28 protein-coding genes and 1 riboswitch are annotated in these 26,786 nt (G+C 36.8%); of the genes, 22 read left to right on the forward strand and 6 right to left on the reverse strand.

Translation table 11 applies throughout. The features are described from left to right. Nucleotides 1-54: 54 nt before the first annotated feature. Nucleotides 55-1,827 carry a bifunctional metallophosphatase/5'-nucleotidase gene (locus tag KGI01_RS00865; protein ID WP_255314692.1) on the reverse strand — a complete coding sequence of 591 codons (1,773 nt, stop codon included), beginning with the start codon at nucleotides 1,825-1,827 and terminating at the stop codon, nucleotides 55-57. A gap of 304 nt (nucleotides 1,828-2,131) precedes the next feature. Beyond that, nucleotides 2,132-2,779 (reverse strand): transcriptional repressor LexA, encoded by a 648-nt coding sequence (lexA, locus tag KGI01_RS00870; protein ID WP_255314696.1) that lies wholly within the window; start codon nucleotides 2,777-2,779, stop codon nucleotides 2,132-2,134. 160 nt (nucleotides 2,780-2,939) lie between these two features. Here lexA and yneA point away from each other — a divergent pair, with 160 nt between their 5' ends. The 5 genes from yneA (at nucleotide 2,940) to KGI01_RS00895 (ending at nucleotide 6,874) form a co-directional block, all read left to right on the forward strand. Continuing rightward, nucleotides 2,940-3,242 carry a cell division suppressor protein YneA gene (gene yneA / locus KGI01_RS00875; RefSeq protein ID WP_170214691.1) on the forward strand — a complete coding sequence of 101 codons (303 nt, stop codon included), beginning with the start codon at nucleotides 2,940-2,942 and terminating at the stop codon, nucleotides 3,240-3,242. Further along, the gene (locus tag KGI01_RS00880) at nucleotides 3,242-3,901 is read left to right on the forward strand and encodes a YneB family resolvase-like protein (protein ID WP_141272501.1); all 660 of its coding nucleotides are present in this window, start codon (nucleotides 3,242-3,244) and stop codon (nucleotides 3,899-3,901) included. Before yneA ends, KGI01_RS00880 begins: the two co-directional genes overlap by 1 nt. Before the next feature lie 140 nt (nucleotides 3,902-4,041). After that, nucleotides 4,042-4,278, forward strand: a complete 237-nt coding sequence (locus tag KGI01_RS00885) for a DUF896 domain-containing protein (protein WP_141272503.1) — start codon at nucleotides 4,042-4,044, stop codon at nucleotides 4,276-4,278. A gap of 167 nt (nucleotides 4,279-4,445) precedes the next feature. Continuing rightward, nucleotides 4,446-6,443 (forward strand): transketolase, encoded by a 1,998-nt coding sequence (gene tkt / locus KGI01_RS00890; RefSeq protein WP_141272505.1) that lies wholly within the window; start codon nucleotides 4,446-4,448, stop codon nucleotides 6,441-6,443. A 191-nt stretch (nucleotides 6,444-6,634) separates the two neighbouring features. Next, on the forward strand, nucleotides 6,635-6,874 hold the full coding sequence (locus KGI01_RS00895) for a YneF family protein (RefSeq protein WP_068454549.1): 240 nt from the start codon (nucleotides 6,635-6,637) through the stop codon (nucleotides 6,872-6,874). 61 nt (nucleotides 6,875-6,935) lie between these two features. Here KGI01_RS00895 and KGI01_RS00900 read toward each other — a convergent pair whose 3' ends face one another. After that, on the reverse strand, nucleotides 6,936-7,913 hold the full coding sequence (locus KGI01_RS00900; protein ID WP_141272507.1) for an alpha/beta hydrolase: 978 nt from the start codon (nucleotides 7,911-7,913) through the stop codon (nucleotides 6,936-6,938). 120 nt (nucleotides 7,914-8,033) lie between these two features. Here KGI01_RS00900 and KGI01_RS00905 point away from each other — a divergent pair, with 120 nt between their 5' ends. Continuing rightward, entirely contained in the window at nucleotides 8,034-8,282 is a 249-nt protein-coding gene (locus KGI01_RS00905) for a YqkE family protein (protein ID WP_068454547.1), read from the forward strand. Between the two features lie 128 nt (nucleotides 8,283-8,410). On the opposite strand, the gene KGI01_RS00910 is transcribed toward KGI01_RS00905, so the two are convergent. Then, nucleotides 8,411-9,313 (reverse strand): aldo/keto reductase, encoded by a 903-nt coding sequence (locus KGI01_RS00910; RefSeq protein WP_141272509.1) that lies wholly within the window; start codon nucleotides 9,311-9,313, stop codon nucleotides 8,411-8,413. A gap of 76 nt (nucleotides 9,314-9,389) precedes the next feature. Between KGI01_RS00910 and KGI01_RS00915 the strand changes: the two genes are divergently transcribed. The 7 genes from KGI01_RS00915 to KGI01_RS00945 all read left to right on the forward strand — a co-directional run bounded on the left by KGI01_RS00915 (nucleotide 9,390) and on the right by KGI01_RS00945 (nucleotide 16,263). Further along, nucleotides 9,390-9,944 carry an NUDIX domain-containing protein gene (locus KGI01_RS00915; RefSeq protein WP_141272511.1) on the forward strand — a complete coding sequence of 185 codons (555 nt, stop codon included), beginning with the start codon at nucleotides 9,390-9,392 and terminating at the stop codon, nucleotides 9,942-9,944. A 198-nt stretch (nucleotides 9,945-10,142) separates the two neighbouring features. Beyond that, on the forward strand, nucleotides 10,143-10,610 hold the full coding sequence (gene fur, locus KGI01_RS00920; RefSeq protein ID WP_068454541.1) for a ferric iron uptake transcriptional regulator: 468 nt from the start codon (nucleotides 10,143-10,145) through the stop codon (nucleotides 10,608-10,610). Between the two features lie 116 nt (nucleotides 10,611-10,726). Beyond that, complete coding sequence (xerD, locus tag KGI01_RS00925) at nucleotides 10,727-11,632, forward strand: site-specific tyrosine recombinase XerD (protein ID WP_141272513.1); 906 nt, start codon at nucleotides 10,727-10,729, stop codon at nucleotides 11,630-11,632. A 123-nt stretch (nucleotides 11,633-11,755) separates the two neighbouring features. Next, nucleotides 11,756-12,952 (forward strand): phosphopentomutase, encoded by a 1,197-nt coding sequence (gene deoB / locus KGI01_RS00930; protein WP_141272515.1) that lies wholly within the window; start codon nucleotides 11,756-11,758, stop codon nucleotides 12,950-12,952. Nucleotides 12,953-12,968: 16 nt separating this feature from the next. Next, nucleotides 12,969-14,291, forward strand: a complete 1,323-nt coding sequence (locus KGI01_RS00935; protein WP_141272517.1) for a thymidine phosphorylase — start codon at nucleotides 12,969-12,971, stop codon at nucleotides 14,289-14,291. A gap of 182 nt (nucleotides 14,292-14,473) precedes the next feature. Beyond that, entirely contained in the window at nucleotides 14,474-15,787 is a 1,314-nt protein-coding gene (lysA, locus tag KGI01_RS00940) for a diaminopimelate decarboxylase (RefSeq protein ID WP_141272519.1), read from the forward strand. A gap of 104 nt (nucleotides 15,788-15,891) precedes the next feature. Next, complete coding sequence (locus KGI01_RS00945; protein WP_141272521.1) at nucleotides 15,892-16,263, forward strand: GNAT family N-acetyltransferase; 372 nt, start codon at nucleotides 15,892-15,894, stop codon at nucleotides 16,261-16,263. Between the two features lie 19 nt (nucleotides 16,264-16,282). Here KGI01_RS00945 and KGI01_RS00950 read toward each other — a convergent pair whose 3' ends face one another. Next, a complete protein-coding gene (locus tag KGI01_RS00950; protein WP_255314693.1) occupies nucleotides 16,283-16,786 on the reverse strand; it encodes a DUF309 domain-containing protein in 504 nt (167 codons plus the stop codon). Between the two features lie 54 nt (nucleotides 16,787-16,840). Between KGI01_RS00950 and KGI01_RS00955 the strand changes: the two genes are divergently transcribed. The 9 genes from KGI01_RS00955 (at nucleotide 16,841) to KGI01_RS00995 (ending at nucleotide 26,110) form a co-directional block, all read left to right on the forward strand. Next, nucleotides 16,841-17,620 (forward strand): segregation/condensation protein A, encoded by a 780-nt coding sequence (locus KGI01_RS00955; protein ID WP_141272523.1) that lies wholly within the window; start codon nucleotides 16,841-16,843, stop codon nucleotides 17,618-17,620. Continuing rightward, a complete protein-coding gene (gene scpB, locus KGI01_RS00960) occupies nucleotides 17,592-18,191 on the forward strand; it encodes an SMC-Scp complex subunit ScpB (protein WP_141272645.1) in 600 nt (199 codons plus the stop codon). The genes KGI01_RS00955 and scpB overlap by 29 nt, the downstream gene beginning before the upstream one ends. Nucleotides 18,192-18,233: 42 nt before the next feature. Further along, nucleotides 18,234-18,965 carry a pseudouridine synthase gene (locus KGI01_RS00965; RefSeq protein WP_141272525.1) on the forward strand — a complete coding sequence of 244 codons (732 nt, stop codon included), beginning with the start codon at nucleotides 18,234-18,236 and terminating at the stop codon, nucleotides 18,963-18,965. A gap of 34 nt (nucleotides 18,966-18,999) precedes the next feature. Next, nucleotides 19,000-19,530 (forward strand): thiol-disulfide oxidoreductase ResA, encoded by a 531-nt coding sequence (resA, locus tag KGI01_RS00970; RefSeq protein ID WP_141272527.1) that lies wholly within the window; start codon nucleotides 19,000-19,002, stop codon nucleotides 19,528-19,530. 19 nt (nucleotides 19,531-19,549) lie between these two features. Beyond that, complete coding sequence (resB, locus tag KGI01_RS00975; protein ID WP_141272529.1) at nucleotides 19,550-21,190, forward strand: cytochrome c biogenesis protein ResB; 1,641 nt, start codon at nucleotides 19,550-19,552, stop codon at nucleotides 21,188-21,190. Beyond that, entirely contained in the window at nucleotides 21,187-22,374 is a 1,188-nt protein-coding gene (ccsB, locus tag KGI01_RS00980) for a c-type cytochrome biogenesis protein CcsB (protein WP_141272531.1), read from the forward strand. Before resB ends, ccsB begins: the two co-directional genes overlap by 4 nt. A 274-nt stretch (nucleotides 22,375-22,648) precedes the next feature. Further along, nucleotides 22,649-23,365: a response regulator transcription factor gene (locus KGI01_RS00985; protein ID WP_141272533.1), complete on the forward strand. Its 717-nt coding sequence runs from the start codon at nucleotides 22,649-22,651 to the stop codon at nucleotides 23,363-23,365. After that, on the forward strand, nucleotides 23,358-25,139 hold the full coding sequence (locus tag KGI01_RS00990; protein WP_068454500.1) for an ATP-binding protein: 1,782 nt from the start codon (nucleotides 23,358-23,360) through the stop codon (nucleotides 25,137-25,139). The genes KGI01_RS00985 and KGI01_RS00990 overlap by 8 nt, the downstream gene beginning before the upstream one ends. 92 nt (nucleotides 25,140-25,231) lie before the next feature. Continuing rightward, a riboswitch (FMN riboswitch) is annotated at nucleotides 25,232-25,367 on the forward strand. Nucleotides 25,368-25,528: 161 nt separating this feature from the next. Further along, the gene (locus tag KGI01_RS00995; RefSeq protein ID WP_141272535.1) at nucleotides 25,529-26,110 is read left to right on the forward strand and encodes an ECF transporter S component; all 582 of its coding nucleotides are present in this window, start codon (nucleotides 25,529-25,531) and stop codon (nucleotides 26,108-26,110) included. 50 nt (nucleotides 26,111-26,160) lie between these two features. Here KGI01_RS00995 and KGI01_RS01000 read toward each other — a convergent pair whose 3' ends face one another. Further along, entirely contained in the window at nucleotides 26,161-26,712 is a 552-nt protein-coding gene (locus KGI01_RS01000) for a biotin transporter BioY (protein WP_141272537.1), read from the reverse strand. Nucleotides 26,713-26,786: the final 74 nt, after the last annotated feature.

Consider the following 26,786-nt stretch of genomic DNA (forward strand, 5'->3'; position numbering starts at 1 on the left):
TCAAAGTATAAAACCCGAAATTGCACTATATGGTGCAATTTCGGGTTTTAAAATTTATTGTACTTCTTTTAAACGAGGTTCTACAACAGAAGAAGCATCTACTGTTTTTAAGTTTGTAATATATTGAATGAATGCATCTGTATCTAAACCAAGATCATCGATTACTTTTGCTTCTTTAAACGTAGGGAATTGGTCACCGCCACCTACTAAGAAGTCGTTGATTACTGCTTTATATGTTTTCGCTTCATCAATCTTTTCGCCATTTACGAATACATCAACTACTGCTTTATCTTTATATGTGTATGTTAAACCAGAAACTTCTAAACCATATCCACCTGTAAATTGATTATTAATTGCAGATTTAACTTGAGCACCTGTTAATTCAACGATTTTTAAAATGTTACCGAAAGGTTGAACGCCTTGTGCAGCGCCACGTGAAATCACAAATGAATCGCCAGAAGCAGTTGCATCTAAGTCAGAGCGAACGCCACCAGAGTTTGTGAAAGCAAAGTCAACTGAAGCATCTTTTGCTTTTGCAAATGCTAACTGACCATCTGTTACAAGGTTCCCTACAGGTGAGCCACCTAGTGGATAGGCTACACGTTCACGTGAGATTTTTGCTGTATTCATATTTGCGATTGGTTGGTCCATTACTTTCCCAACAATATTTTTTGCTTCTTGAATAATACCATTTACTTTTTTAGATACTTTATTTTTCATAATCGTTGTTTCTGTTTGTGTATAGTTATATTTAATTTTAGCTGCTGGTGTCTTCATAAAGTCTTTTGTTTTTGAACTTAGTGTACCTGTTACAACTGAATAAGCAGATGCATAGTTATATGCTTCAACTACGCGAACACCTTTGTACGTGCCGTTAGCATAGCCATGATTATGACCAGCAAAAACGACGTCAATTGAGTTCGACGGATCGAGTTTATTTGCTGTTTTCAACATATCAATTACATCGCCTGTTAAATGTGAATTTTCTTGTGTTTCAATAGAAGAATTGGCATCTTTATCGACTTCGACAGATGAGTGAGCGACAACGGCGATTGCTTTTACGCCTTGTTTACGTAATTCTTTTGTATATTTTGCAACAGCTTGTCCAGGGTCCACTACATCGATATCTTTTGTATGTTGTGCTAAAACGACTTCTTTAATACGTGGTGTTACAATGCCGATGAAGCCGACTTTTACACCGCCGATTGTTTTAACTGTATAAGGTTTGAAGCCTTTAACTAATTTTTTTGTCTTTTTATCAACTACATTTGCTGAAAGAATCTCCATTTTAGAAGTTGTTTGTTTATAATCTTCTACGAATTCATAGTTTTGTGTTACACCTTTGATGGGTTTTTTACCTTTCCAAATACGTTGGAATTCGTCTAAACCTTCATCGAATTCATGGTTTCCAAGTGCACCAATCGAGAAATTCATTGCATTTAAAATATTCATTGTTGGTTCATCTTGTAAAAGACTTGAGATAGCAGGAGAGCCACCTACTGTATCACCAGCATGAATTGAAAGTGAATTAGAAGTTGTTGATTTCAACTTATTTGCTTTTGCAAAAGCAGCTTTTTCTTGTTCGAAGTTATACGCTAAAGAAGCCATCCCACCGACTGGCGTACCTACATTATCTTTTTTGTTATTCCCATCAATATAACCGTGTAAGTCGTTCATACTTAAAAGTTGTACAGGGATTTTTTTCTCTACTACTTTTTTACTTGTTGTTTTAGCTGTTGCATTGATTCCTGCACCGAAAGAAAATGGTACGGTAGTTAGTAATGCAGCAACGCTTAATGAAGTAATAATCTTCGATTTAAACATCATTTCGCCACCCCTTAAAATAAAATTGTTTCCTCCTAAATATAAGAATTACATCCTGAAATAGCAATATATTATTGAATTATTTGATTTAACAGAAAATATAGTTTTTTTAGATATTGTTATAAAAATACAATTTGTATAAATATAAAATAAGCTAAAAGTAATAAGTCAGACATTAGACGTTAGTCATTTGAACATCTGCTAGCAAGTAAGTGATTAAGATGTCTATAGTAAAAAAATAAATCTAAACAAAATAAAAACTAGTAATGAATGTAAAAAAACACACTCTTTACTAGTTGAAATGTATTTAAAATGAATGAATATTTCTGTATAGACCAACTACTTTACCTAAAATCGATACGTTTTGAACAATAATTGGTTCCATTGAAGAATTCTCAGGTTGCAAACGGTAATAACCGTCTTCTTTATAGAAACGTTTTACCGTTGCTTCGTCGTCTTCAGTCATTGCCACAACGATCTCACCGTTATTTGCAGAAGACTGTTGTTTCACAATGACATAGTCACCATCTAGAATACCTGCTTCAATCATCGACTCACCCATAATTTCTAGCATAAAAATATGGTCATCAGATGTACCATATGTATGTGGAATTGGGAAGTACTCTTCAATATTTTCAATTGCTGTGATGGGCATACCTGCTGTTACTTTACCAAGAAGTGGAACATGCATCACACCTTGTTTTGTAGCCGTAGTCGATTCAAAAGGATTTAAAATTTCAATTGCACGAGGTTTCGTTTTATCGCGACGGATATAACCCTTACTTTCTAAACGTTCTAAATGTCCGTGTACAGTTGAACTAGAAGCTAATCCAACAGCCAACCCAATCTCGCGTACAGAAGGCGGATAACCCTTACTTTGTACTTCCTCTTTAATAAAATTTAAAATCGCTTCTTGACGCTTTGAAAGTTTTGTTTTTTTCAATGCAGTGTTCACAACCTTCACCTCAACTTCCTACTATATTTTGTATTTTGAGTATAACATCGTAGAAAATCAAATGCAAACAATTGTTCTGAAAAAACCGTTGACAAAAACAAGTGTTCGAGTTTATGATGGGAACAAACATTCTAGTAAAAAGTTGGAAGGGGAAATTCAGATGAAGTGGATCAAAAATAATGTGATGGTGATTTGTTTTTCGGTAGTTGTATTATTGTTTGTTGGTAATGTTGTACGTGATACAATAGCGAAGACGCATGTAACTGAAATTCGAATTACAGAAGGTGATACATTATGGTCTTTAGCTCAAAAATATAGCGGAGATATGAAACCACAAAAATGGATGAACCAAGTTATTAATCAAAACAATTTAGTTGATGGGCAAATTATGGCGGGAGAGAAATTAACCGTACCGATTACGAATCATGAATTACAACAAATAGAATTAGCGAGTGATCAATAATGAAATTTAAAAAAGCTGTAGCTTACTGTCGCGTAAGTACAGAAAAAGAAACGCAGAACCAGTCTTTAGAAAGACAAAAAATTGAATTAACTGCCTATGCTAAAGAAAAAGGGTACACATTAGATTGTATTTTTGAAGACCGCCATAGTGGTTATGATATTGAGCGTGAAGGATTATTAGAATTGTTAGATTTCTTAAAACAATATCCGCAATCTGCTCTATTTATTCAAGATGAGACACGTATTGGACGCGGGAATGGTCGAATGGCTGTTTTACATCTTTTACAAAAATACGATACAACGATTTACTCTATGTCATCAGATGGTGAAATGAAACTAAACGATATGGATTCGATGTTACTGGAGATTTTAGCGATTGTAGAGGAGTACCAACGCAAAATACATAATGCAAAAATCAAACGAGGAATGCGTCGTGCTGTTGAAAATGGCTATCGTCCAGAATTAAATATTAGTAATCGTGGTAATCCAGAAGGACGCGAAAGAATTGATGTGCCGCTTGATCAAATTGTTGCATTAAGAAAAAAGGGGCTTACTTATGAAGAAATAGCTGCCACGTTAAAAATTGCTGGTTTTCATGTGAGTAAAGCAACTGTACATCGTCGTTATACAGAGTATGTACAAGAACAACAAAATCAATAGAATTTTTTCTCTAAAATGTCTTTTTAAGTTTTTAAATCGTTATTTTTAAGCTTTTTTCAGGATTTTTGAGCTGAATACTTGCTAAATTGCTGTATTTTTCATACCTTTAATGTAGTGATTAGGTCGAAAGGATGAAAATTATGCTATCAAAAGAAAAACTAGCGCGTATTAGTGAATTATCAAAAAAGAAAAAAGCAGGTACATTGACTGTTGAAGAAGCAAAAGAACAGACGACACTGCGCCAAGAATATTTAGATACATTCCGTAAAACAATGCGTAATACAATCGAAAACGTTCGTATTTTCGATCCAAATGGTGAAGAAGTAACGCCAGAGAAAATTCGTGAAAAGCAAAAAACAAACGGACGTCTAAACTAATAAACTAACAAGTAAAAACGCACACAATTATGACGAAAATCCACAATTGTGTGCGTTTTTTCATGGATAATCGTCTAACGTCAATTATAACCATTGTTTTATAGTCGATTCTTGACTAAACTAGAGATAGTAATACATTTTGTATAGAAGAAAGGATGTCAACTTTAATGACGCAACAAGCAGATCAGTTAGCAATTAATGCGATTCGTACTTTATCAATTGATGCAATTGAAAAAGCAAATTCAGGACACCCAGGTTTACCAATGGGCGCAGCACCAATGGCGTACACGCTATGGACAAAACAACTACAACATAATCCTCAAAATCCATCATGGTTCAACCGTGATCGTTTTATCCTTTCAGCGGGTCATGGCTCAATGCTTTTATATAGTCTACTTCACTTAGGTGGTTACGACTTACCAATGGAAGAAATTAAAAACTTCCGTCAATGGGGTTCTTTAACACCAGGTCACCCTGAATTTGGACATACAGTCGGTGTAGAAGCTACTACAGGTCCATTAGGTCAAGGCATTTCAATGGCAGTAGGCATGGCAATGGCTGAATCTCATTTAGCAGCAGTATACAACAAACCAGAACACAATATTATCGATCACTATACATACGTGTTATGTGGTGATGGTGATTTAATGGAAGGTGTTTCTGCCGAAGCCGCGTCATTAGCAGGTCATCTACAATTAGAAAAATTAATCGTATTATACGATAGTAACGATATTTCATTAGATGGTGATTTAAACAAATCATTCTCAGATGATACAGCTGCACGTTATAAATCATATGGCTGGAACTACTTATTAGTAGAAGACGGTACAGATGTGACAGCAATCAATCAAGCAATCGAAAATGCAAAAACATCAAATAAACCAACATTAATTGAGATTAAAACAATTATTGGTCATGGTTCACCGAATAAATCGGGTAAATCAGATTCTCATGGTGCGCCATTAGGTACAGAAGAAGTTGCTTTAACAAAAGCGAATTACGACTGGACATATGAGCCATTCGAAATTCCAGAAGAAGTATATGAAACATTCAAAGAAGCAGCTGAAACACATGGTGTACAAGCAGAAGCAGCTTGGAATGATGCATTTGCAGCATATAAAGCAGAATTCCCAGAATTAGCAGCTCAATTAGAACAAGCAATCAAAGGTGAATTCCCAGAAAACTTTGATGCAGAATTCCCAGTATATGAAGCAGGTAAATCAGTTGCGACACGTTCATCTTCTGGTGATATGATTAATGCAATTGCTAAAACTGTTCCTTCATTCTTCGGTGGTAGTGCCGATTTAGCTGGATCAAACAAAACAACAATCAAAGGTGCTGGTGATTTCTCAGCACATGACCGCGCTGGTCGTAACATTTGGTTTGGTGTACGTGAATTTGCAATGGGCGCAGCATTAAACGGTATGGCACTTCATGGTGGATTGAATGTCTTCGGTGGTACGTTCTTCGTATTCTCTGATTATGTACGTCCAGCAGTTCGTCTATCTGCATTAATGGGATTACCTGTAACATATGTATTCACACATGACTCAGTAGCTGTTGGTGAAGATGGTCCAACACACGAACCAATCGAGCATTTAGCCGCTTTACGTGCAATGCCGAATTTATCAGTAATTCGTCCAGCAGATGCAAATGAATCAGTAGCAGCTTGGAAGTTAGCGTTAACTTCTAAAAACCGTCCAACTGCACTTGTTTTATCACGTCAAAACCTACCTGTTCTTGATGTAGATCAAACTGTATTACATGCAGGTGTTGAAAAAGGTGCCTACGTTGTAGCAAAAGCTTCAAAAGAAGTAGCAGATGCATTATTAATCGCAACAGGTTCAGAAGTGCAACTAGCAGTAGCTGCAAAAGAAGTATTAGCAAAAGAAGGTATTGAAGTATCTGTTATCTCAATGCCTGATACAGCACGTTTTGATGAGCAAGATGCTGCATACAAAGAATCTGTATTACCAAAAGCAGTAACAAAACGACTTGCAATCGAAATGGCTTCATCATTCGGTTGGCATAAATATACTGGTTTCGAAGGTGATGTTCTTGCAATCGATACATTTGGTGCAAGTGCACCTGGAGATACAGTGATTGAAAAATACGGTTTCACAGTTGAAAATGTTGTTGCGAAAGTGAAAGCATTATTTAATTAATCCGTACACAATAAAATCCCGAAATGTTTGACGTTTCGGGATTTTTTTATTCAACAAACGATTTCTCATATGTAGCATAATTAATTAATTTTTCATGAAATCTACGACAAATGTAGATAGGCTATGTTTTTTATTGTATAATCCTTCATGGAGAGTATTATCTCGTATGTGAAAATAGAGGAGGAACACAAGTGAGTACAGGTCTTGCCATTACATTCATCATCCTTGCGTTAATCGTTGGTCTTGTGGGTGGATTTTTCATCGCACGCCAATACATGATGAAGTATTTAAAAGAAAACCCACCAATCAACGAAGATATGCTTCGTATGATGATGACTCAAATGGGACGCAAACCATCTGAGAAACAGGTTCGCCAAGTGATGAGCCAAATGAGTAAAGCAACAGATAAAATGGATAAAAAGAAGAAATAATTTATTCGTTAAGATAAACCAAAAAAGTGAGGCCTCATTAGTAGGTCTCACTTTTTATATGTTATGCAGGTTGAATAATGTGTGTGCGATGTTTTTTCTGTGGGAATTGATAATCTTGTGGTAAATAACTAATATGAAAGTCTACTAAAAATTTAATAATTTCTTTTTCATAATCAAAAGGTTGTTCATTAAATGATTGCGCATGCTCACCTTTTTCGAATAACACAAGTCGTGTATTTTCAGGTTTTGCCGCATGTAGCGCTTCTGACATCGTATGTGGAATATACGTATCTTCTAAACTATGAATATATAAAATAGGTTTTGAAATCTTTTGAACAGCTTCAATCGGTGCGACTTCACGCAGTGTATAACCATCACGTTTTTGAATAAAGAAGTCAGCTAATTTTACCGCGTAAGCAGTTTTAATCGGTGTATCGCGCATGAGTACATGGTGGAGTTGTTTTTCAAATGTTGAAAATGCACAATCTGCAATAATAAAATCAAATAATGTATCATCTAATCCACCATATTGAAGAGTTGTAGCAGCGCCCATTGATTCACCTTGAATTCCTAACAGTGCACCATGTGTCATCTGTGAACGAACAGCTTCTACAACAGCTTGTAAATCATACTTTTCATAAAAGCCATAGCTTGTCGTTTTGCCACCTGTTTTTCCGTGGCGACGTTGATCGTAAACAATAATATTATAACCGAGACGAGCAAATACTTGTGCGTATTTTAAGGAATTGATATGTGTTTCAGTTACTCCGTGTAAAATAATGATCGTATTAGGACTTGTCGTACTCTGAATCTTGTGGCATGTAATGGGGTAACCATTTAGTGATTGTACAATAAAACTTTCTTTAGCTACATGTGTAAACCAATCTTCATTCAAACGTTTGGATTGTACTTCGCGGTCCCAGATGAATTGTTCATCTTTTTGTTTCATATACATAACACGATTGGAAATGGTATAGCCAAGTGCAGCTATGGAAGCACTTGTAGCTACAGAAGCAAGTAAAGGCCATTTCTTTTTCAAATTCATCACCTCATGTTCATCATAATTAAATATGTTAAAAAAATCCATAGACATTTCAAAACCTTACAAATGATTTACTTTCTGCTAAAATAAATGTAAATCAAATACGAGGTGACAGAAATGGCGAAAAAGAAAAAACAAATGACTCAACCGAAGTCGACTTCAGATGACGGATTGACATTAAAAGATCAATTAAATGCAGATGTCTTAAGTCAATTAAAGTTAGCGAAACAAAGTTTAGTTGCACAAGAAAAAGAACAAGAAGAAGAGCGTCGTGCAAAAGCGTTATTTGAGAAAAAACAACGCGAGAAAAATATGAGTTTTGAAGAATTGTTAGAACAATACGGCGATCAAGGTTCAAAATTTTAATCGTACATTTTTAAAACAGACACTATCAGTGCAGTTCCCATAAATAAGAGAATCTAAACAAAAAACTGAAGCCGCGACACAGCGCGGTTTCAGTTTTTTTAATCTTTATATATTTTTTAGCCATACATTTATTTCATACGATGTTCTTCGTATCGATTTGCTTTTGTCATGTTCATCCATTGTTCTAAAACATCTTGTGAAGCAGGGTGATAATAGGCATCGATAATTTCATATAGTTGTGGCAAACTGCTAACACCTAAAACCGTACTCGCGATGACGTCTTGTTTTAAATTATAGCCAATTGCACCGTTTAACATATAATCCGTAGATTGTTCAAGTTGTTTCAGTGTGTGAGCTAATTCTTCTTTTGAGTAGTCTAGAAAACCATTGTCTGTCATTCGTTGTTCCCATTCATTTGTTAAAAGACCTTTCGCAATTGTACCACGTGAAATAACTGATATACGTCGTTCTTTCATCCACTCAAACCATTCCTCAGGACGACGATCTAACGCGCTATATTGCATCATGATAGCGCTTGGACGACCCATTGTTGCCATTTGTTCAATAACATTTGGACGAATGGAAGAAATACCGTATTGGCGAATGACTCCTTCGCGTTTTAAGTCTTCAAAGGCTTCAGCAATTTCTTCAAAGTTGTCTTCTAATGTTCCCCCATGTAGCTGATATAAATCGATATAGTCGGTCCCTAAACGGACGAGGCTTTTCTTAACGGCCTCCATGATATATTTTTTCGATGCATCCCAATGCCAGCTGTCGCCAGAAGCGTCCCATACATTTCCGACCTTTGTTGAAATGATAACATCTTGGCGTTTTTTACGTAAAATATCTCCTACAATAATTTCGTTACGTCCATGATTATATAAGTCTGCTGTATCAAAAAAGTTAATGCCAGCATCTACTGCTGCATCAATAATGTTGCGTGCCTCTTGTAATTCCATCGGTAGTGACATACAACCTAAACTTAATTCTGACACGCGTAAATCACTTGGACCTAAGTTTCTATACTCCATATATAACGCCTCCTCATACTTAATGGTACAATGTAAGTGGAAAAATAATCAATCTTAAAAGCATGGAGTGAATAAGATGAACAAAAAATTTGAAGAAGTAACGATTTCATCTGAAACAATTTATGAAGGACGCATTATTGATGTAAAAAAAGATCAAGTACGTCTGCCAAATGGAAAAACAGGAACAAGAGAATTAGTGAAACATCCTGGAGCAGTAGGTATTATTCCAATTACAGCAGATGGTCGTCTAATTGTTGTTGAACAATATCGCAAGCCTTTAGAGCGTAGTATCGTTGAAATTCCAGCGGGTAAATTAGAGCCAGGTGAAAAACCCGCAGTAACAGCAGTTCGAGAATTAGAAGAAGAAACAGGGTATGGCGCGCATGACTTTGCGTATCTACAAACAATTGCAACATCACCAGGCTTTGCAGATGAAATCATTCACCTCTATATTGCAAAAGACTTATATAAAATCGAGCAACCGGCAAGTCCAGATGAAGATGAATTTGTCGAATTAATGGAGATCTCTTTAGAAGAAGCAGAAGAAATGATGCAAGATGGTCGAATTTATGATGCGAAAACAGTCATTGCTGTGATGTGGATGCGTCAAAATATGTCGGTAAACAAATAAATTTGTATAGATGAAGTAAAAAAGGTTTTCTTTTTGAGAAAATATGTTTATCATAGTTGCTGTGAACAATATTCTCAATTGACTTGTTATTTAATAATAATTATTATAAAAAGATAGTCATTCCATTTAAATTCCACTATTTGTTGTCAATCAAACATAGGTTTTGGTATAATGTGAATAGTTTAGGAGGGCGTCACTATGGAAAGCCGTATAGATCGAATAAAGAAGCAATTGCATGGTGCGAGCTATAAACTGACGCCACAACGTGAGGCGACAGTGCGCGTACTACTAGAGAACGAAGAAGATCATCTGAGTGCTGAAGATGTCTATTTATTAGTAAAAGAAAAAGCGCCAGAGATTGGTTTAGCAACAGTGTATCGTACACTTGAGTTGTTAACAGAATTAAAAATTGTCGATAAAATCAATTTTGGTGATGGTGTATCACGCTACGATTTACGCCAAGAAGGCGCTGCACATTTCCACCACCATCTTGTATGTATCGAATGTGGTGCAGTTGATGAAATCCAAGAAGATTTATTAGAAGATGTGGAAGCAATTGTTGAAAAGCGTTGGAATTTCCAAGTGAAAGACCACCGTTTAACATTCCACGGGATTTGCTGGCGTTGTTCAAGTAAAAAAGATCAATCACCAAATGACCAAAACTAGAAGGGTTGTCCTAAAGTTTAAAAAGCAGCTTAAATCAATTACTTGATTCTAAACTGTGCGCTTAAACTGATGTGGACAGCCTTTTTTCTATCTTGAATAGAGAAGGAGAGAAAACGATGAATCCAGAAGTACGAGATGCAGTAGAAGAATACATACATTTTTTACGTGTAGAGAGACAGCTTGCGCAGAATACATTAACATCGTATGACAAAGATATTCGCGCATATGTCCATTCGATTTTTGAACAGCAACAATTAGCAACTTTTAATGAAATCGAGCGTTATCATATTTTACAACATTTAAAAGCACTGCAAGAAGACGGGAAAACAGCACGTACGATTTCACGACATATTTCATCTATTCGTTCATTCCATCAGTTTTTATTGCGTGAAAAACGTTGTCAACAAGATCCGACGGTTCATTTAGAGATGCCGAAACTAGAACAGAAGTTGCCGCAGATTCTATCAATTGAAGAAGTCGACAGGTTGATGGAAGCGCCGAATACACAAAAGCCAGCTGGTAAAAGAGACCGAGCAATGTTAGAACTTTTATATGCTACAGGTATGCGCATAAGTGAATGTATTGAGTTAAATGTGGAAGATGTCCATCTTTCTATGGGGTTCATTCGTGTATTTGGTAAGGGAGGAAAGGAGCGTATTATTCCACTTGGACGAGCAGCGATTGAAACGTGTACGGTTTACATCAATCAAGCTAGACGTGAATTAGAAAGTACAAAAGGACGAAGCGAAGCGTTATTTTTGAATCAGAGAGGGAACAGATTAACAAGGCAGGGCGTATGGAAATTGTTAAAGGGCTATGCACAAAAAGCACATATTCAGCATGAATTAACACCGCATATTTTACGACATTCATTTGCGACTCATCTAATTGAGAATGGAGCAGATTTGCGTGCTGTACAGGAATTATTAGGCCATGCAGATATTTCAACAACACAAATTTATACGCATGTCAGTAAAACACGTCTATCTGATGTCTATAAACAATACCATCCGCGTGCATAAATTTTAAAATGTCAGATGTCTGACGTTTATTTTTCTAAAAAATTTGTTAAAATAAAGAAGAACAATCAACAACTGACTTTTTTCGGGAATCAGTAATGAAATCGATTGTAGGAGGAACTAAAAATGAAACCATTTAAACGTATACATTTAATTGTGATGGACTCAGTAGGTATTGGTGAGGCACCAGATGCAGCTGCTTTTAACGATGTAGGTGCAGATACACTTGGACATATTGCAGAGGAAATGAACGGGCTGAATATGCCACATATGGAGAGCTTAGGCTATTCAAATATTCGTCGCATGATAGAATTAGAGCCACTTAAAGGCATTCAAGAAGTTGAAAAACCAAAGGCCTACTATGGTCTTATGCAAGAAGCCTCTGTCGGGAAAGATACAATGACAGGGCACTGGGAGATTATGGGTTTGAATATTGACAAACCTTTTAAAGTTTATCCAGAAGGCTTCCCACAAGAATTATTAGATGAGTTAGAAGAAAAAACAGGTCGCAAAGTATTGTGTAACCAACCATATAGTGGTACAGCAGTTATTGAGGATTTTGGAAAAGAACATATGGAGACGGGCGCTCTGATTGTATATACATCAGCAGATCCAGTATTACAAATTGCAGCGCATGAAGATATTGTGCCACTAGAAGAACTATATAAAATTTGTGAAATTGCACGTGAGATTACAAAACGCCCTGAGTACTTAGTCGGTCGTGTCATTGCGCGTCCATTCGTAGGCGAGCCAGGAAACTTTACACGTACTGCGAATCGTCACGACTATGCCCTAACACCATTCGGTCGTACGGTAATGAATGAGATGAAAGATGCAGGGCTTGATGTCATCGCAATCGGTAAAATCTCAGATATTTATAATGGTGAAGGTGTAACAGAAGCGATTCGTACGAAAAGTAATATGGATGGAATGGATCAATTAGTCAATGTCATGAAACGTGATTTCCACGGACTATCATTCGTCAACTTAGTAGATTTTGATGCAAACTTTGGTCACCGTCGTGATCCACAAGGTTATGGTGAAGCACTAGAAGCGTTTGATGCGCGTTTACCAGAAGTATTTGAAAATATGCATGAAGATGATTTACTACTAATTACAGCAGACCACGGGAATGACCCAACATTTGAAGGAACAGACCATACGCGTGAATATGTGCCTTTAATTGCGTACTCACCACGTTTTAAAGAAGGGAAAGCGCTTGACCACATGCAAACTTTTGCAAGTCTTGGTGCGACAGTTGCAGATAATTTTGATGTGAAGTTACCCGAGTACGGTGAAAGTTTCTTATCCCAATTGAAATAAGGAAGGACAGACGTATATGCATATTTTAGATGTCATTGAAAAAAAGAAAAATAATCAACCTTTAACAAAAGAAGATATTCAATTTTTTATTGATGGTTATGTCAATGATACAATTGAAGATTATCAAGCATCTGCTTTATTGATGGCAATTCGTATCAATGGATTAGATTTTGAGGAAACACTAGCATTAACGAATGCGATGCTACATTCAGGTGACATTATTGATCTATCTGCTATTAATGGTTATAAAGTCGATAAACATTCAACAGGCGGCGTTGGCGATAAGGTGACATTAATTGTTGCGCCGATTGTTGCCGCATTAGGTGTAAAAGTAGCGAAGTTATCAGGTCGTGGTCTCGGTATTACAGGTGGCACACTTGATAAATTAGAAGCGATTGATGGTGTAAGTATTGATTTAACAGAAGAACAATTCTTAAATCAAGTGAATGAGATTGGTTTTGCGTTAGCAGGACAAACACAAAACTTAGTACCAGCAGACAAAAAGCTCTATGCACTACGTGATGTGACAGGTACAGTCGATTCACTGCCACTGATTGCAAGTTCTATTATGAGTAAAAAGTTAGCAAGTGGTGCTGATGGTATGGTACTTGATGTGAAGTATGGTTCAGGTGCATTTTGTAAAACGAAAGAAGTTGCAACTGAGTTAGCTAAAATGATGATTCAAATTGCAGAAGGCTCGGATAAATCAATCGTGACAGTATTATCTTCAATGGATAATCCATTAGGTCGTGCAATTGGGAATAAAAACGAAGTAAAAGAAGCATATGATTTATTAAAAAATCCAGATGAAGCAGATCCAAATCTTTTAAATACAAGTATTGAAGTATCTGCTTATATGTATGAAATCGCAACGAAGAAAACACACGAAGAAGCGAAGCAAGCTGTACTTGATGTGTTACATTCAGGTGAACCAGTGAAGAAGTTTGAAGAGATGGTGAGAGCGCAACGTTTAAACGATTCAAATGAAGAAATTGATTTGAACTTTGAACCAGCATATCGTGTAGCTGTAAAAGCGCCGAAAGAAGCGCATGGTTATATTGAAAAAATTGATGCACAAACAATTGGACAAATTTCATTAGATTTAGGTGCAGGTCGTCATACAAAAGCAGATGAGCTCGATTACTTTGCAGGTGTAGAATTACACAAAGTAAAAGGTGACGCTGTAAAGCCAGATGATGTCGTGATGGAACTGTATGCAAGTAAACCAATTGATGAAGCATTTGCAGTGCGTGCGCAACAGTCGATTACGTATAGTGAACAGCCAGTCGATGCAATTGATGCAAAAAGTGTTTTAAAAAGTAAAGATTTAAGTCAATGATTGAAAACATCTTGAGGTTTTAAAAATCTCAAGATGTTTTTTTGTCTTTTAAGAAGAATTTTAAAAATAAAAACGTTTTCATAGAAAAACAATGATTGGCACAATTCCCCATCCTATGATAAAGTTTTTTAATAAAGAAAATTCCGACCATTCACACAATGGCGGATTCAGGGGGATTTGACATGCATTTATATGGCACACAAGCAGTAAATGAAAAAGGGCATTTAACAATTGGGGGAGTCGATACAACAGAACTAGCCGCTACATACGGAACACCACAATTTGTATATGATCTAGCGCTATTTAGAGAACGTGCGCGTGGTTTTGTGGATACATTTGAAAAAGCAGGTGTGAAAGCACAGGTAGCCTATGCTTCAAAAGCTTTCTCATCAGTAGCGATTTATCAAGTGGCTGCACAGGAAGGGTTATCGGTGGATGTCGTGTCAGGTGGAGAACTATATACAGCTTTAAAAGCTGGATTCCCAAGTGCTAAAATCCATTTCCATGGCAATAACAAATCACTAGAGGAATTACATCAAGCATTCGATTCAAAAATCGGTTGTATCGTCATTGATAACTTCTATGAAATTGAAAAATTAAAAGAATTAGCAACAGTAAAGCAACAGAAGATGGATGTATTAATTCGTGTAACACCAGGTGTTGAAGCACATACACATGATTTTATTACAACAGGTCAAGCTGATTCGAAATTCGGGTTTGACTTAAGCAATGGTCAAGCAGATGAAGCTTTTCAACAGCTTTATCAACATGACTTCCTTCAATTAAAAGGCATGCACTGTCATATTGGCTCGCAAATCTTTGAAACAGAAGCATTTAGCTTAGCTGCACAAAAAGTAGTAGCGAAAATGGCTGAGTGGGAAAAAACAACAGGATTCAAAGCGACAGTATTAAATCTTGGTGGTGGATTCGGTATTCGTTACACAGAAGAAGATGCACCTCTTGAGCCAGCTGTTTATGTAGATGATATGATACAAGCTGTGAAAAAAGAAGCAGCGGCACACGAAGTCGCTTTACCTGAAATTTGGATCGAACCAGGTCGTTCATTAGTAGGGGATGCTGGAACGACACTTTACACAATTGGTTCAAGTAAAGTAGTACCAGATGTACGCAACTATATCGCAATCGATGGTGGCATGAGTGATAACATTCGTCCAGCATTATATGATGCAAAATATGAAGGTGTACTTGCAAATAAGATGAATGAAAAAGCAGATATGGTTTATACAATTGCAGGAAAGCTATGTGAATCAGGCGATAAAATTATCGAAGATTTAACATTACCAAAAGCAGAAGCACATGATTTACTTGCGACATTCTGTACAGGTGCTTATGGTTATGCGATGGCAAGTAATTATAATCGTATGCCGCGTCCAGCAGTTGTTTTCGTTGAAGATGGCCAACATCAATTAGTTGTAAAAAGAGAAACAATGGAAGATTTAGTGAAATTAGATTTACCATTCACGCTAGGTGAATAATTCTATTTTATCCTAAAAATGGCAAAAAAGTTGCGGGATAGTAAAATTTCGTGTAGTATAGCCAAGTATATAGTTTAGGTTTAAAAAAAGAGGGATTATAATCTATGTTAAATCGATATAAAAAAACATACGAAAAAATCGCAATGGGGCTACTTTCTTTTATGCCAGATGAAAAAGATTTAAAAGTATTGCAACAAACGATTCAAAAGTATGATACCGAACAAGATTGGGAATTATATTTGTATAAGCTAGATGCCGACTACATTGGTTTAATCGGTGTGGAACGATTCGATACAGAATTGATTGTCCGTCATATCTCAGTTGACCCTTCTCATAGAGGAGAAGGAATTGGGACAACGATGGTACAAGAGTTAGCAGAGCAAAATCCTACTTGTCGTGTAAGTGCTTGTCAATTGACTAAGCCATTTATCGAAAAATGTCTTCATACAAAAGAAGAAGCAGACATTCACATATAATGTCTGCTTCTTTTCATGTTTAGCGTTGTTTTGTAGCGAGTGCCAACTCGCGCGCTTCAATGACTTCTGTTCGGTCACGTAAGCGGTGTTTATTCAGTAAATAGTCTGGATCAATTACAGGAAGCTGTTCTATTTCATTTTGAACCATTTCTTTTAATAGATGATCTGTTACACCAATTGAAAAAGTTTCAAAACGAGCGCCTTCAGTAATAGCAATTCTGGTCTTTTTAATTTGATGTAGCAAGTCATCATAGTCGATTTTTTCAGCGAAAGGCGTAGTTCGTGCTGCATGCAATAACGCGTGACTTCGTACCAATAACGTTTTCGCACCGCGGCTATTTCCTCGGCGCCAATGATATAAACCCGTCGCAAGTTGAATATAACCTACAAGTGGATGTTTACGCTCTCTTTCTGCAATCTCCTTCCAATAATCTTCTAATACTTCATGGCATTCAAAAAAATCTTGATTCCCGTTGAAATATGTGAGAAATTGGACGAATGCAGGATGGTTCATCGGGTGCATTTTATTCACCTTTCCTCTATACTAAATTTGATATGAATGTTAGGTGGTTATCATATGTCTTATGAAGTGAAAGTAGAGGCCTTTGAAGGACCTCTCGATTTATTATTACACTTAATTCATCGTTTGGAAATTGATATATATGATATTCCAATGCGTGAGATTACAGCTCAGTATATGGAACATATTCGTGCAATGCAAGTACTTGAATTAAATGAAGCAAGTGAATATTTAGTGATGGCAGCAACTCTACTCGAAATTAAAAGTAAAATGCTCTTACCTGTTCATGAAGGTGAGTTCGATGAAATTGATATTGACGATGATTTTACCGACCCTCGCGACGAATTAGTGGCAAAACTGATTGAGTATCGCAAATACAAAGAAGCTGCTTTAAAATTAAAAGAAAAAGAAGAAGAACGTGTTCAAACTTATACACGTCCGCCAAGTGACTTATCCGACTATATGCAAGATGAACAGATGCAATTATTTGATACAAGTGTGAACGTTTATGATTTAGTCGCGGCTTTTCAAAAAATGTTACGTCGAAAACGTTTAAAAGCACCACTAAGTACACGAGTAGCTAAACAAGGCGTATCGATTCGACAACAAATGCAGTCGATTGTGGAACGACTAAAACAAGCAAAACAACCGCTTGATTTTTATGATTTATTTGAATCAGATGATAAACCGACGCTTGTTTTAACGTTTTTATCACTACTTGAATTAATGAAGCGTCAAATGGTCATGGTGGAACAACAACAAAATTTTGAACAACTATTTGTTATTTTAAAAGAAGGAGATGTCGATGATGCAACATTCGAATCCATTGATGAGTAAAATTGAAAGTCTTCTCTTTGTCATTGGTGAAGATGGCTTAACTATTTCACAACTAAGCCAATTAACAGAGTCGACAGAACAAGAATTAACAGAAGCACTTCACTCTATGATGAATCAATATGAATTAGATGCTTCAAGAGGGATTACATTAAAAGAGATTGCAGGTACATATCAACTCGTATCAAAGCTTGAAAATGTTGAAGTGATTGAAAAGTTGGTTGAAAATCCACCAGCACAATCACTATCGCAAGCAGCGCTCGAAGTGTTAGCGATTGTCGCTTATAAGCAGCCCATCCCTCGTGTTGAAGTAGAAGAGTTGCGTGGTGTAAAGTGTGAACGCGCACTGCACACGCTTAATCAAAAAGGACTTATTCAAGAGGTAGGACGTGTCGAAGGGACAGGTCGCGCTATTTTATATGGTACGACAAAAGAATTCCTAAATTACTTTGGTCTAAAAAATATAGAGGAACTACCTCCTTTAGAAGAACAAGATCAATTACCGGAAGACGGACAAGATTTATTCATGTCAAAATTCCAAGAAGCTTTTTTAGAAGAAGCAAATCAATCATAATAACAAAACAAAATCAGGATGAATTCCTATGAGGTGAATAGAATGGAAAGACTACAAAAAGTAATTGCACACGCAGGTGTTGCATCAAGAAGAAAAGCAGAACAACTAATTTTAGAAGGTAAAGTAAAAGTGAACGGCGTCGTTGTACGTGAACTAGGTACAAAAGTGACAAGCTCAGATCAAGTAGAAGTTGAAAACGTAAAAATCGAATCAGAGAAAAAAGTATACTATTTACTATATAAACCACGTGGTGTCATCTCAGCTGTATCAGATGACCGTGGACGTAAAACAGTTGTCGATTTATTCCCAGAAGTAGAAGAACGTATTTTCCCAGTTGGTCGTCTAGACTATGATACATCAGGTGTTCTGTTATTAACGAATGATGGAGATTTTGCGAATAAATTAACGCACCCTCGTTATAACATTGATAAAACGTATGTAGCGAAAATTAAAGGTGTTTTACGTCGTGAAGAAATTCGTCAACTTGAAAAAGGTGTCATGTTAGAAGATGGCAAAACAGCGCCAGCTCGTGTGCGTATTATTTCTTCTGATGTAAAATTAGACAAATCAATTGTCGCAATTACAATTCACGAAGGACGTAATCGTCAAGTTCGTCGTATGTTTGAAGCAGTAGGGCACCCTGTAAGTAAATTAAAGCGTGAAGAATTTGCTTTCTTAACACCAATTGGTCTAAATGCAGGGGAATCACGTGAATTAACAGCACATGAAGTAAAGCAACTTCGCGTGTTAGCTGAAACAGGTAAAATCGGGTAATCGTCAATTCGTCTATAAGGAGGTAATGGAATAAATGCAACGAAAGAGAAAAAGATTATTCATTCGTTCCATTATTTTAGCCGTCCTCGTAGCAGCAATTAGTTATACAGTGTATGTCACCGCTACGGGTGGTTCAAAAAAAGTCGTCAAAGAAGGCGACCAAGCACCAAACTTTGTATTAACAGATTTAAACGGGAAAAAACATCAACTGTCTGATTATAAAGGTCGTGGCGTTCTTCTGAATTTTTGGGGAACGTGGTGTCCGCCTTGTAAAAAAGAAATGCCTGCTTTAAATGAAGCATATAAAGCATTTGAAGATAAGGGTGTACAAGTAATTAGTATTAATATTGCGCAATCTGATTTTGAAGTACGTGATTTTGTGTCTTCTTATGGACTGGATTTTCCAATGACGATTGATCAGACAAAATCCGTTATGCGTGCGTACAATGTAGACCAATTACCTGCTACATTTTTAATTGATTCTAAGGGGAAAATTAAGCGCATTCTAACATATGGAATTACAGAAAAAGAATTTAAACAGTATATGGAGAGCATTCAACCTTAAATAAGGGAGTTTTCTAAATATGAAAAAAATTGTATGTGCGTGTAGTTACGAAAATCCAGAAGGGACACAACTCTGTGCGCAGTGTGGCAGACCGCTAACAAAAGAAGATGAAGAAAAAAAGGTCGTTGATATGCGTTATGATGGAACAGCCATTCGTTCTAAAACGTATAAAACATCTTTTATAGACCGAATATGGAATTTCTTTTCAAGCGTCAAAGTAGGCGTATCGCTCATCGTTATTACGCTCGTCCTCGCTGCTATTGGTACATTTTTACCACAGATTATGTTTGTATCCGTCCCACCAGGTATGGAAACAATCGATGTTTATGAAGAAAAGTATGGCTTTTTCGGTAAAGCTTATTATGTACTAGGATTTTCAAATATTTATGCTTCTTGGTGGTTCCAAACAATTGTTGGGATGTTAGCTGTCTCGATTATTATCGCTAGTCTTGATCGTGGTATTCCACTTTATAAAGCTCTAAAACACCAACGTGTGCGTCGCCATGCGTCGTTTATGAAGCGTCAGCGTCTTGTATCTGAAACAGTAGAAGATGAAAAACAGGCTGCTGAAACATTTGAATTAGCAGAGCAAACGCTAAAATCAATGCGCTATCATGTCAAAAGAGAACAAGGTGCATTACTGGCTGAAAAAGGACGTTTTTCTCGTTTTGGACCGTATATCAATCATGTTGGGTTAATTATTTTCATATCAGGTGTCATGTTGCGCTTAATGCCTGGTTTTTATGTAGATGAAAGCCTCTGGGTGCGTGAAGGTGAAACAACTGCCATTCCAGGTGTAGAAGGTTATTACATAAAAAATAATCAATTTATTTTAGAAACATATGATGAAAAAGATTTAAAAGGACAAGATTCTGAGCGAGTAGAACAAGCGATTAATACACGCGCTAAAAACTATCAGACAGATGTGACCTTGTATAAAGAAGATGGCACACCTTTAGCAGGTGATACAGCTGATTTACAAAAAATCGGTCAATATAGTATTCAAGTGAATAAACCATTAAAATACGATGGTTTTGCTCTATATCAAACAGATTTCAAGCAAGATGAATTGAAGACGATGACGTTTGATTTAGTTAATAAAACAAGCAAAAAATCTTTAGGGCAAATTACGATTGACTTACGTAACCCGAAAAAAGAATATGTAATTAACAAACAAACAAAAGTAGCACTACAAAAATACTATCCAGATTTTACTGAATTTAAAGATGGTGAACCTCAAACAGCTTCATCTATTCCAAACAATCCAGCTTTTATTTTTAAGATGATAACACCTGAACAGCCAAAGGGTGAAACAAGTTTTGTAGCAATTCGCCAAACATTAGAGCCATTTGGAGAAACAACATATAAAATGAAGTTCCAATCTGTTGAAACGCGAGACGCTTCGAATCTAACTGTTCGAAAAGATAAAACATTACCGATTTTGTTAGTCGGAGGTATTATTTTTATGATTGGTGTAACAATGGGTTCTTATTGGAGTCATCGTCGTATCTGGTTGCAACGAACAGAAGATGGTCGTGTGTTACTTGCAGCGCATACGAATAAAAATTGGTTTAGCATGAAAAAAGACGTAAGTGAAGTATGCACATCTGCGCATTTAACAGACTATCATGATCAGCTAGAGGAGAGAGAGAAACAATGAATCTATTAGATCTTAGTGGGACATTACTATTAATCGCTTTCATCGCTTATTTACTTGCTATTTTGTTATTTGGTGGTGCGATTCGCCATAAACAACGCGATGTTTCTACCTCAAATAAACATTGGGGTAATGCTGCGATGGTTGTGACGATCATTGGGTTTATAAGCAATGTCTTGTATTTTATTACACGTTGGATTTATGCAGAACATGCGCCTGTTAGTAATATGTTCGAATTCGCTACAGCCTTTGGTATGTTTATTGTTGGTGCGTTTTTAATTATGTATTGGATGTACCGTTTAGCTACACTTGGTATCGTAGCTCTTTCAATTGCAGTGCTACTCATCGCATTTGCAAGTATGTTCCCAAGTGACGTGACACCATTGATTCCAGCACTAAAATCATATTGGTTAACTATCCATGTTATTACGACGGTAATTGGCGAAGCCATCTTAGCGATGAGTGCTGTAGCAGGTCTCGTTTACTTACTTAAAACAGTATCATTTAAAAAGCCGAGTAAGGAGCGCTTCTGGTTAGAAGTTGTGATGTATAGTCTAGTAGTCGTGATTGGTTTTGTTGTTGTAACTGCAATTTTTAGTAGTATGCACTATGATGCGGAATTTAGTTATATTGATACAGAACAACAACAAGTGGAAATTGCGTATAACACGCCACCGCTATTCGGTATGCATGAAAGTAGGGCATTAACGCCTGAGCGCATGCAACCACTTATGGATATGCCAGCTAGCATTAATGCGAAAAAGTTAACAACCGTCGTTTGGTCATTTATCGTCGGTACGATTTTATATGGATTATTGCGTTTATTCTGCCGAAAACCTTTGGCGCAAGTCGTACAACCACTTGTAAAACAGACGAACATTACATTGATGGATGAAATCGGATACCGAGCTGTATTAATCGGATTCCCTGTTTTCACGCTAGGTGCACTTGTCTTTGCGATGATTTGGGCGCAAGAAGCATGGACGCGTTTCTGGGCGTGGGATCCAAAAGAAGTTTGGGCGCTCATTACATGGTTGTTCTATGCAGCTTTCTTACACCTTCGTCTATCAAAAGGATGGGAAGGGAAAAAATCGGCTTGGTTAGCTGTGATTGGTTTTGCAATTATTATGTTTAACTTTGTCGCAGTGAATTTAATTATCGCAGGCTTGCATTCATACGCAGAATAGTAAAAATAAAAGAGAGTAGTATTCGCTTCGAGAGGAGAGAAACTACTCTTTTTTACTCGAAAAGTAACTATGGCATAATCAGAAAGAGTCATTTAAAATAGAATATGTATGGTAAAAAAAGGATGGTTTATTCCGTTTTCCTGTTTAATTTGAACAAACGGTGGATAAAAGCGTCAAAATCGTGTCAATCCTGTGTACACTAGATGTGGTTTCCTTTTCATTTATATGGCGGGGTTGTACAATAAGATTATAAGAGTCCGGGGAGGAATTATTTGTGAATGAACAAATTTCAATTTTAGTTGTAGATGATGAAGATCGTATTCGTCGTCTCATTCGAATGTACTTAGAACGTGAAGGATACTTAGTAGAAGAAGCAGAGAATGGTGTAGAAGCCGTAGAGAAAGCTTTAGAAAATGACTACCATTGTATCATTTTAGATATCATGATGCCAGAGATGGACGGCCTACAAGCGGCAGAAAATATTCGTGAGAAAAAGACAACACCAATTGTTTTATTAACAGCAAAAGGCGAAGAAGCGAATCGTGTACAAGGGTTTGAAATGGGTGCAGATGACTATATTGTAAAACCATTTAGTCCGCGTGAAGTTGTATTGCGTATTAAAGCGATTTTACGCCGCTCAGCTGCTTACTCACCTATTTCATCTACATCGGCTTCAAAAGATTTAGTGGTCTTCCCGCATCTAACAATTGACCATGATGCGCACCGCGTTTCAGCAGATGGGGAAGAAGTGAACTTAACGCCGAAAGAATACGAATTACTTTATTTCTTAGCGAAGTCACCAGATAAAGTATTTGACCGTGAGCAGCTATTAAAAGAAGTATGGCATTATGACTTCTTCGGTGATTTACGTACAGTAGATACGCATGTAAAGCGTTTACGTGAAAAGTTAAATCGCGTGTCAGAAGATGCGGCGAAGATGATTGTAACGGTTTGGGGCGTAGGTTATAAATTCGAGGTCGTAAATGACTAGAATATGGAATAGTGTTGTCGGGAAGCTATGGGTAACCATATTGCTTCTCGTTTCATTTGTACTGTTTATTTTCACAGTACTCATGCTCGAATTTTTATCGAATTTTAATACACAACAAGCAGAAAAAACATTACGCCAAGAAGCTACAACCATCGCGCGAATTGTGAATGAACATGATTCGCTTGCTGCTACAGAATCCATTATTAACGATATTTTAGGAGAAGAAACGAATGCTTTAATTTCTTCTAAGCAAGGGAAGATTCAATATTCACTTCAAGAAGGGTTAAATCAAAAAGAAATTCGTGAAAAAATCATTCAAAACCATGCTTTTGACAAGGTCTATGAATCAGATGAACCGATTGTAAAAGAGATGTTATTACCATCTACAACAGATAAAGAACATATGGAGAATTATATTGTGCTCGCGTCGCCGATTAATGTAGACCAAAAAGTGCATGGTGCAGTTTTCATCTATCAAAGCCCAGATGCTGTTCATCGTACGACAAAAGAGACAACAAAAATCGTCTTCTTATCTGCTGCAATTGCTTTAGTGTTAACGACATTCTTTGCGTTCTTCTTATCAAGTCGTATTACTTCACCGCTTCGTAAAATGCGTGAAGCTGCATTTGAAGTCGCAAAAGGCAAGTTCGATTCAAAAGTACCTGTATTGAGTCGTGATGAGATTGGACAGCTTGCAACAGCCTTCAATCAAATGGGTAGACAGTTAAAGCACCATGTGGAAGTCATTAATCAAGAGAAAGAACAGTTATCGAGTATTTTAACGTCTATGACAGATGCGGTAATTACGTTTAATCGTGATCGTACAATTTTGTTAAGTAATCCACCAGCCGAATTATTATTACAAAAATGGTTCTTATCGAAAGAAGATCAGTCAAAACCATTGCCAATAGCTATCTACCATATGCTAGAACATGTACTTGATTTAGAAGAAGAACTAGAGGAAGAATTAGAAATTGATGGTGCATATTATGTCATTTCAATTAGCCCTTTATATAGTGCTGAATCAGTACGTGGTGCAGTAGCCGTTTTGCGAGATAAGACAGAAGAACATCGCCTTGATAAATTGCGTTCAGATTTCATTGCAAATGTATCACATGAGTTACGTACACCTATTTCGATGCTTCAAGGATATAGTGAAGCCATCTTAGACGGAGTTGTGTCTTCGGAGGAAGAACGCAATGAAATGATGCGTATTATTTATGATGAATCACAGCGCATGAGCCGATTAGTAACCGACTTACTCGATTTAGCGCGTATGGAATCTGGGAAGATGCGTTTATATCTCGATGATTTAAGTATTAATCAAGTATTTGAACGTATGACACAGAAGTTCGTACAGCGTGGGAAAGAAAAAGGAATCGAAGTAAGTTATGAAACAGAGTTCTCAGATGATGCGCGCGTTCAGATTGATGAAGACCGCATCGAACAAGTTGTAACGAATTTAGTGGATAACGCAATTCGTCATACAGCAAGTGGTGGGCATGTAAAGGTGCTAGCAGACCAATATGCAGGACAAGTGCGCATTCGTATTCAAGACGATGGTGCTGGTATTCCGAAAGAAGACCTTGCATATGTCTTCGAACGCTTTTATAAAGCAGATAAAGCACGAACAAGAGGTAAGGGTGGCACAGGTTTAGGTCTAGCCATTGCAAGTAATATTATTAATGCACATCGAGGCCGTATTACGGTAGAAAGCGAAGTAGATGTAGGTACAACCTTTACATTCTTCCTACCACTACCAGATGAAATTTAATGAATAAAGAAAAAGTCTTGAATTCGAGAGAAAATTCTCTTTACAATTCAAGACTTTTTTTGTATGATGAATGTGTGGAAAAAATAAATACGGTTCATCTTCGGGGCAGGGTGTAATTCCCGACCGGCGGTAATGAAGTGTTTAACACTTCTCAGCCCGCGAACCTTAACAGGTTGATTTGGTGCAACTCCAAAGCCGACAGTATAGTCTGGATGGGAGAAGGTGAAGGTACAGCGTTGTGTTCATAAAAATGAGTGAACAACGTTTATTTAATGTTACCTAATTCTCCCGCGTAGAAGTACTTCTACGTGGGAGTTCTATTTTAAATAAGCACACGCGCAGCCTTACCTCTTTTTGAAGTGATCCGCAACAAAAGGAGAAAACAGAATATGAAGAACAAGAAGTTACGTCGCATGATTGCAATTGGGATGCTAAGTAGTATTGCATTTTTACTACATTTAATTAATTTTCCAATTCCGCCATTCCCGAATTTTTTAGAGGTAGATTTCGGTGATATCCCAGCGTTAGTCGCAATGATTATTATGGGACCACTTGCAGGGATTTTAGTCGAGCTACTAAAGAATGTCATTGACTGGGTATACACAGGTAGTCCAACGGGGGTACCAGTAGGGCATATGGCAAACTTTGTAACAGGCTTATTATTTATCCTTCCAACGTACTTTGTTTATAAAAAATTAAGTACAAAAAAAGGATTGGGAATTGGTCTTGTTGTAGGTACAATCTCTATGGCAGTAGGTATGAGTGTATTAAATTACTTCGTCTTTATGCCAATGTATAATTACTTCTTAAACATGCCTGTTGAAACAGGGGCTGCATTACGTGCTACAATCGTAGCGGGTGTGCTACCATTCAATATTATTAAAGGTATTCTTGTAACAATTGTCTTCCTACTATTATTTAATGTAATGGGTAAGTGGATGACGAAAGAACGCAGAAGTTTCCAAGCATAACTAAAAAAGCTTTGGCATTTAAGAAAATGCCAAAGCTTTTTGTATGAGTTTTAATGTTGTACACGTAGTAATTGTGCATGTAATAAGCGATTGCGTACGGCAACGCCTGCTAGCGCAGATAAAACAGCTTTAATTACACCAACAAGTAAGAATGGATAGACACCGCCCATAAATGCACCAGTCCAAGATAAATCAGCACTGAATTTTAGCCAGATTGTACCGAAAGCAAGTGTTACAATCATTCCGATAATATTAGCAATGATCGCTTGTATCTTTGTAAAACCGAATTTTTCAAGATATAAACCGATTGCTACAGCTGCTGGTAGGAAGCCGATAATATAGCCACCAGTTGGTCCTGCAACAACGCCTAGACCACCTGACATACCACTGAAGACTGGGATTCCAATTGCGCCTAGTAATATGTAAATAAACACAGATAGCGAGCCATAACGAAGTCCTAGAATTGTAACAGCTAAACCAATTGCAAATGTTTGTCCTGTAATTGGAATGAGTGGTAGTGGAATCGTAACCTGTGCAAAAATCCCGATAATTGCTGCGAATAATGCGGAAAGAATCCACATCTTCAATTGTTCATTTCTCATAAAAATCCCCTTTGTGTAAACTTATTTTAAAAGTAGTTAACCAAAATATAATAAAAAAATGAAAAAAGGTCAAT

This window comes from Kurthia gibsonii, from assembly GCF_006539985.1.
Taxonomy (GTDB): Bacteria; Bacillota; Bacilli; order Bacillales_A; family Planococcaceae; genus Kurthia; species Kurthia gibsonii.

Excerpts from the sequence above, each read along its gene's own strand:
- KGI01_RS00865 (WP_255314692.1), bottom strand. The coding sequence starts at position 1,827 with ATGATGTTTAAATCGAAGATTATTACTTCATTAAGCGTTGCTGCATTA.
- yneA (WP_170214691.1), top strand. The coding sequence starts at position 2,940 with ATGAAGTGGATCAAAAATAATGTGATGGTGATTTGTTTTTCGGTAGTT.
- KGI01_RS00880 (WP_141272501.1), top strand. The coding sequence starts at position 3,242 with ATGAAATTTAAAAAAGCTGTAGCTTACTGTCGCGTAAGTACAGAAAAA.
- KGI01_RS00885 (WP_141272503.1), top strand. The coding sequence starts at position 4,042 with ATGCTATCAAAAGAAAAACTAGCGCGTATTAGTGAATTATCAAAAAAG.
- tkt (WP_141272505.1), top strand. The coding sequence starts at position 4,446 with ATGACGCAACAAGCAGATCAGTTAGCAATTAATGCGATTCGTACTTTA.
- KGI01_RS00905 (WP_068454547.1), top strand. The coding sequence starts at position 8,034 with ATGGCGAAAAAGAAAAAACAAATGACTCAACCGAAGTCGACTTCAGAT.
- KGI01_RS00910 (WP_141272509.1), bottom strand. The coding sequence starts at position 9,313 with ATGGAGTATAGAAACTTAGGTCCAAGTGATTTACGCGTGTCAGAATTA.
- KGI01_RS00915 (WP_141272511.1), top strand. The coding sequence starts at position 9,390 with ATGAACAAAAAATTTGAAGAAGTAACGATTTCATCTGAAACAATTTAT.
- fur (WP_068454541.1), top strand. The coding sequence starts at position 10,143 with ATGGAAAGCCGTATAGATCGAATAAAGAAGCAATTGCATGGTGCGAGC.
- xerD (WP_141272513.1), top strand. The coding sequence starts at position 10,727 with ATGAATCCAGAAGTACGAGATGCAGTAGAAGAATACATACATTTTTTA.
- deoB (WP_141272515.1), top strand. The coding sequence starts at position 11,756 with ATGAAACCATTTAAACGTATACATTTAATTGTGATGGACTCAGTAGGT.
- KGI01_RS00935 (WP_141272517.1), top strand. The coding sequence starts at position 12,969 with ATGCATATTTTAGATGTCATTGAAAAAAAGAAAAATAATCAACCTTTA.
- lysA (WP_141272519.1), top strand. The coding sequence starts at position 14,474 with ATGCATTTATATGGCACACAAGCAGTAAATGAAAAAGGGCATTTAACA.
- KGI01_RS00945 (WP_141272521.1), top strand. The coding sequence starts at position 15,892 with ATGTTAAATCGATATAAAAAAACATACGAAAAAATCGCAATGGGGCTA.
- KGI01_RS00950 (WP_255314693.1), bottom strand. The coding sequence starts at position 16,786 with ATGCACCCGATGAACCATCCTGCATTCGTCCAATTTCTCACATATTTC.
- KGI01_RS00955 (WP_141272523.1), top strand. The coding sequence starts at position 16,841 with ATGTCTTATGAAGTGAAAGTAGAGGCCTTTGAAGGACCTCTCGATTTA.
- scpB (WP_141272645.1), top strand. The coding sequence starts at position 17,592 with ATGCAACATTCGAATCCATTGATGAGTAAAATTGAAAGTCTTCTCTTT.
- KGI01_RS00965 (WP_141272525.1), top strand. The coding sequence starts at position 18,234 with ATGGAAAGACTACAAAAAGTAATTGCACACGCAGGTGTTGCATCAAGA.
- resA (WP_141272527.1), top strand. The coding sequence starts at position 19,000 with ATGCAACGAAAGAGAAAAAGATTATTCATTCGTTCCATTATTTTAGCC.
- resB (WP_141272529.1), top strand. The coding sequence starts at position 19,550 with ATGAAAAAAATTGTATGTGCGTGTAGTTACGAAAATCCAGAAGGGACA.
- ccsB (WP_141272531.1), top strand. The coding sequence starts at position 21,187 with ATGAATCTATTAGATCTTAGTGGGACATTACTATTAATCGCTTTCATC.
- KGI01_RS00990 (WP_068454500.1), top strand. The coding sequence starts at position 23,358 with ATGACTAGAATATGGAATAGTGTTGTCGGGAAGCTATGGGTAACCATA.
- KGI01_RS00995 (WP_141272535.1), top strand. The coding sequence starts at position 25,529 with ATGAAGAACAAGAAGTTACGTCGCATGATTGCAATTGGGATGCTAAGT.
- KGI01_RS01000 (WP_141272537.1), bottom strand. The coding sequence starts at position 26,712 with ATGAGAAATGAACAATTGAAGATGTGGATTCTTTCCGCATTATTCGCA.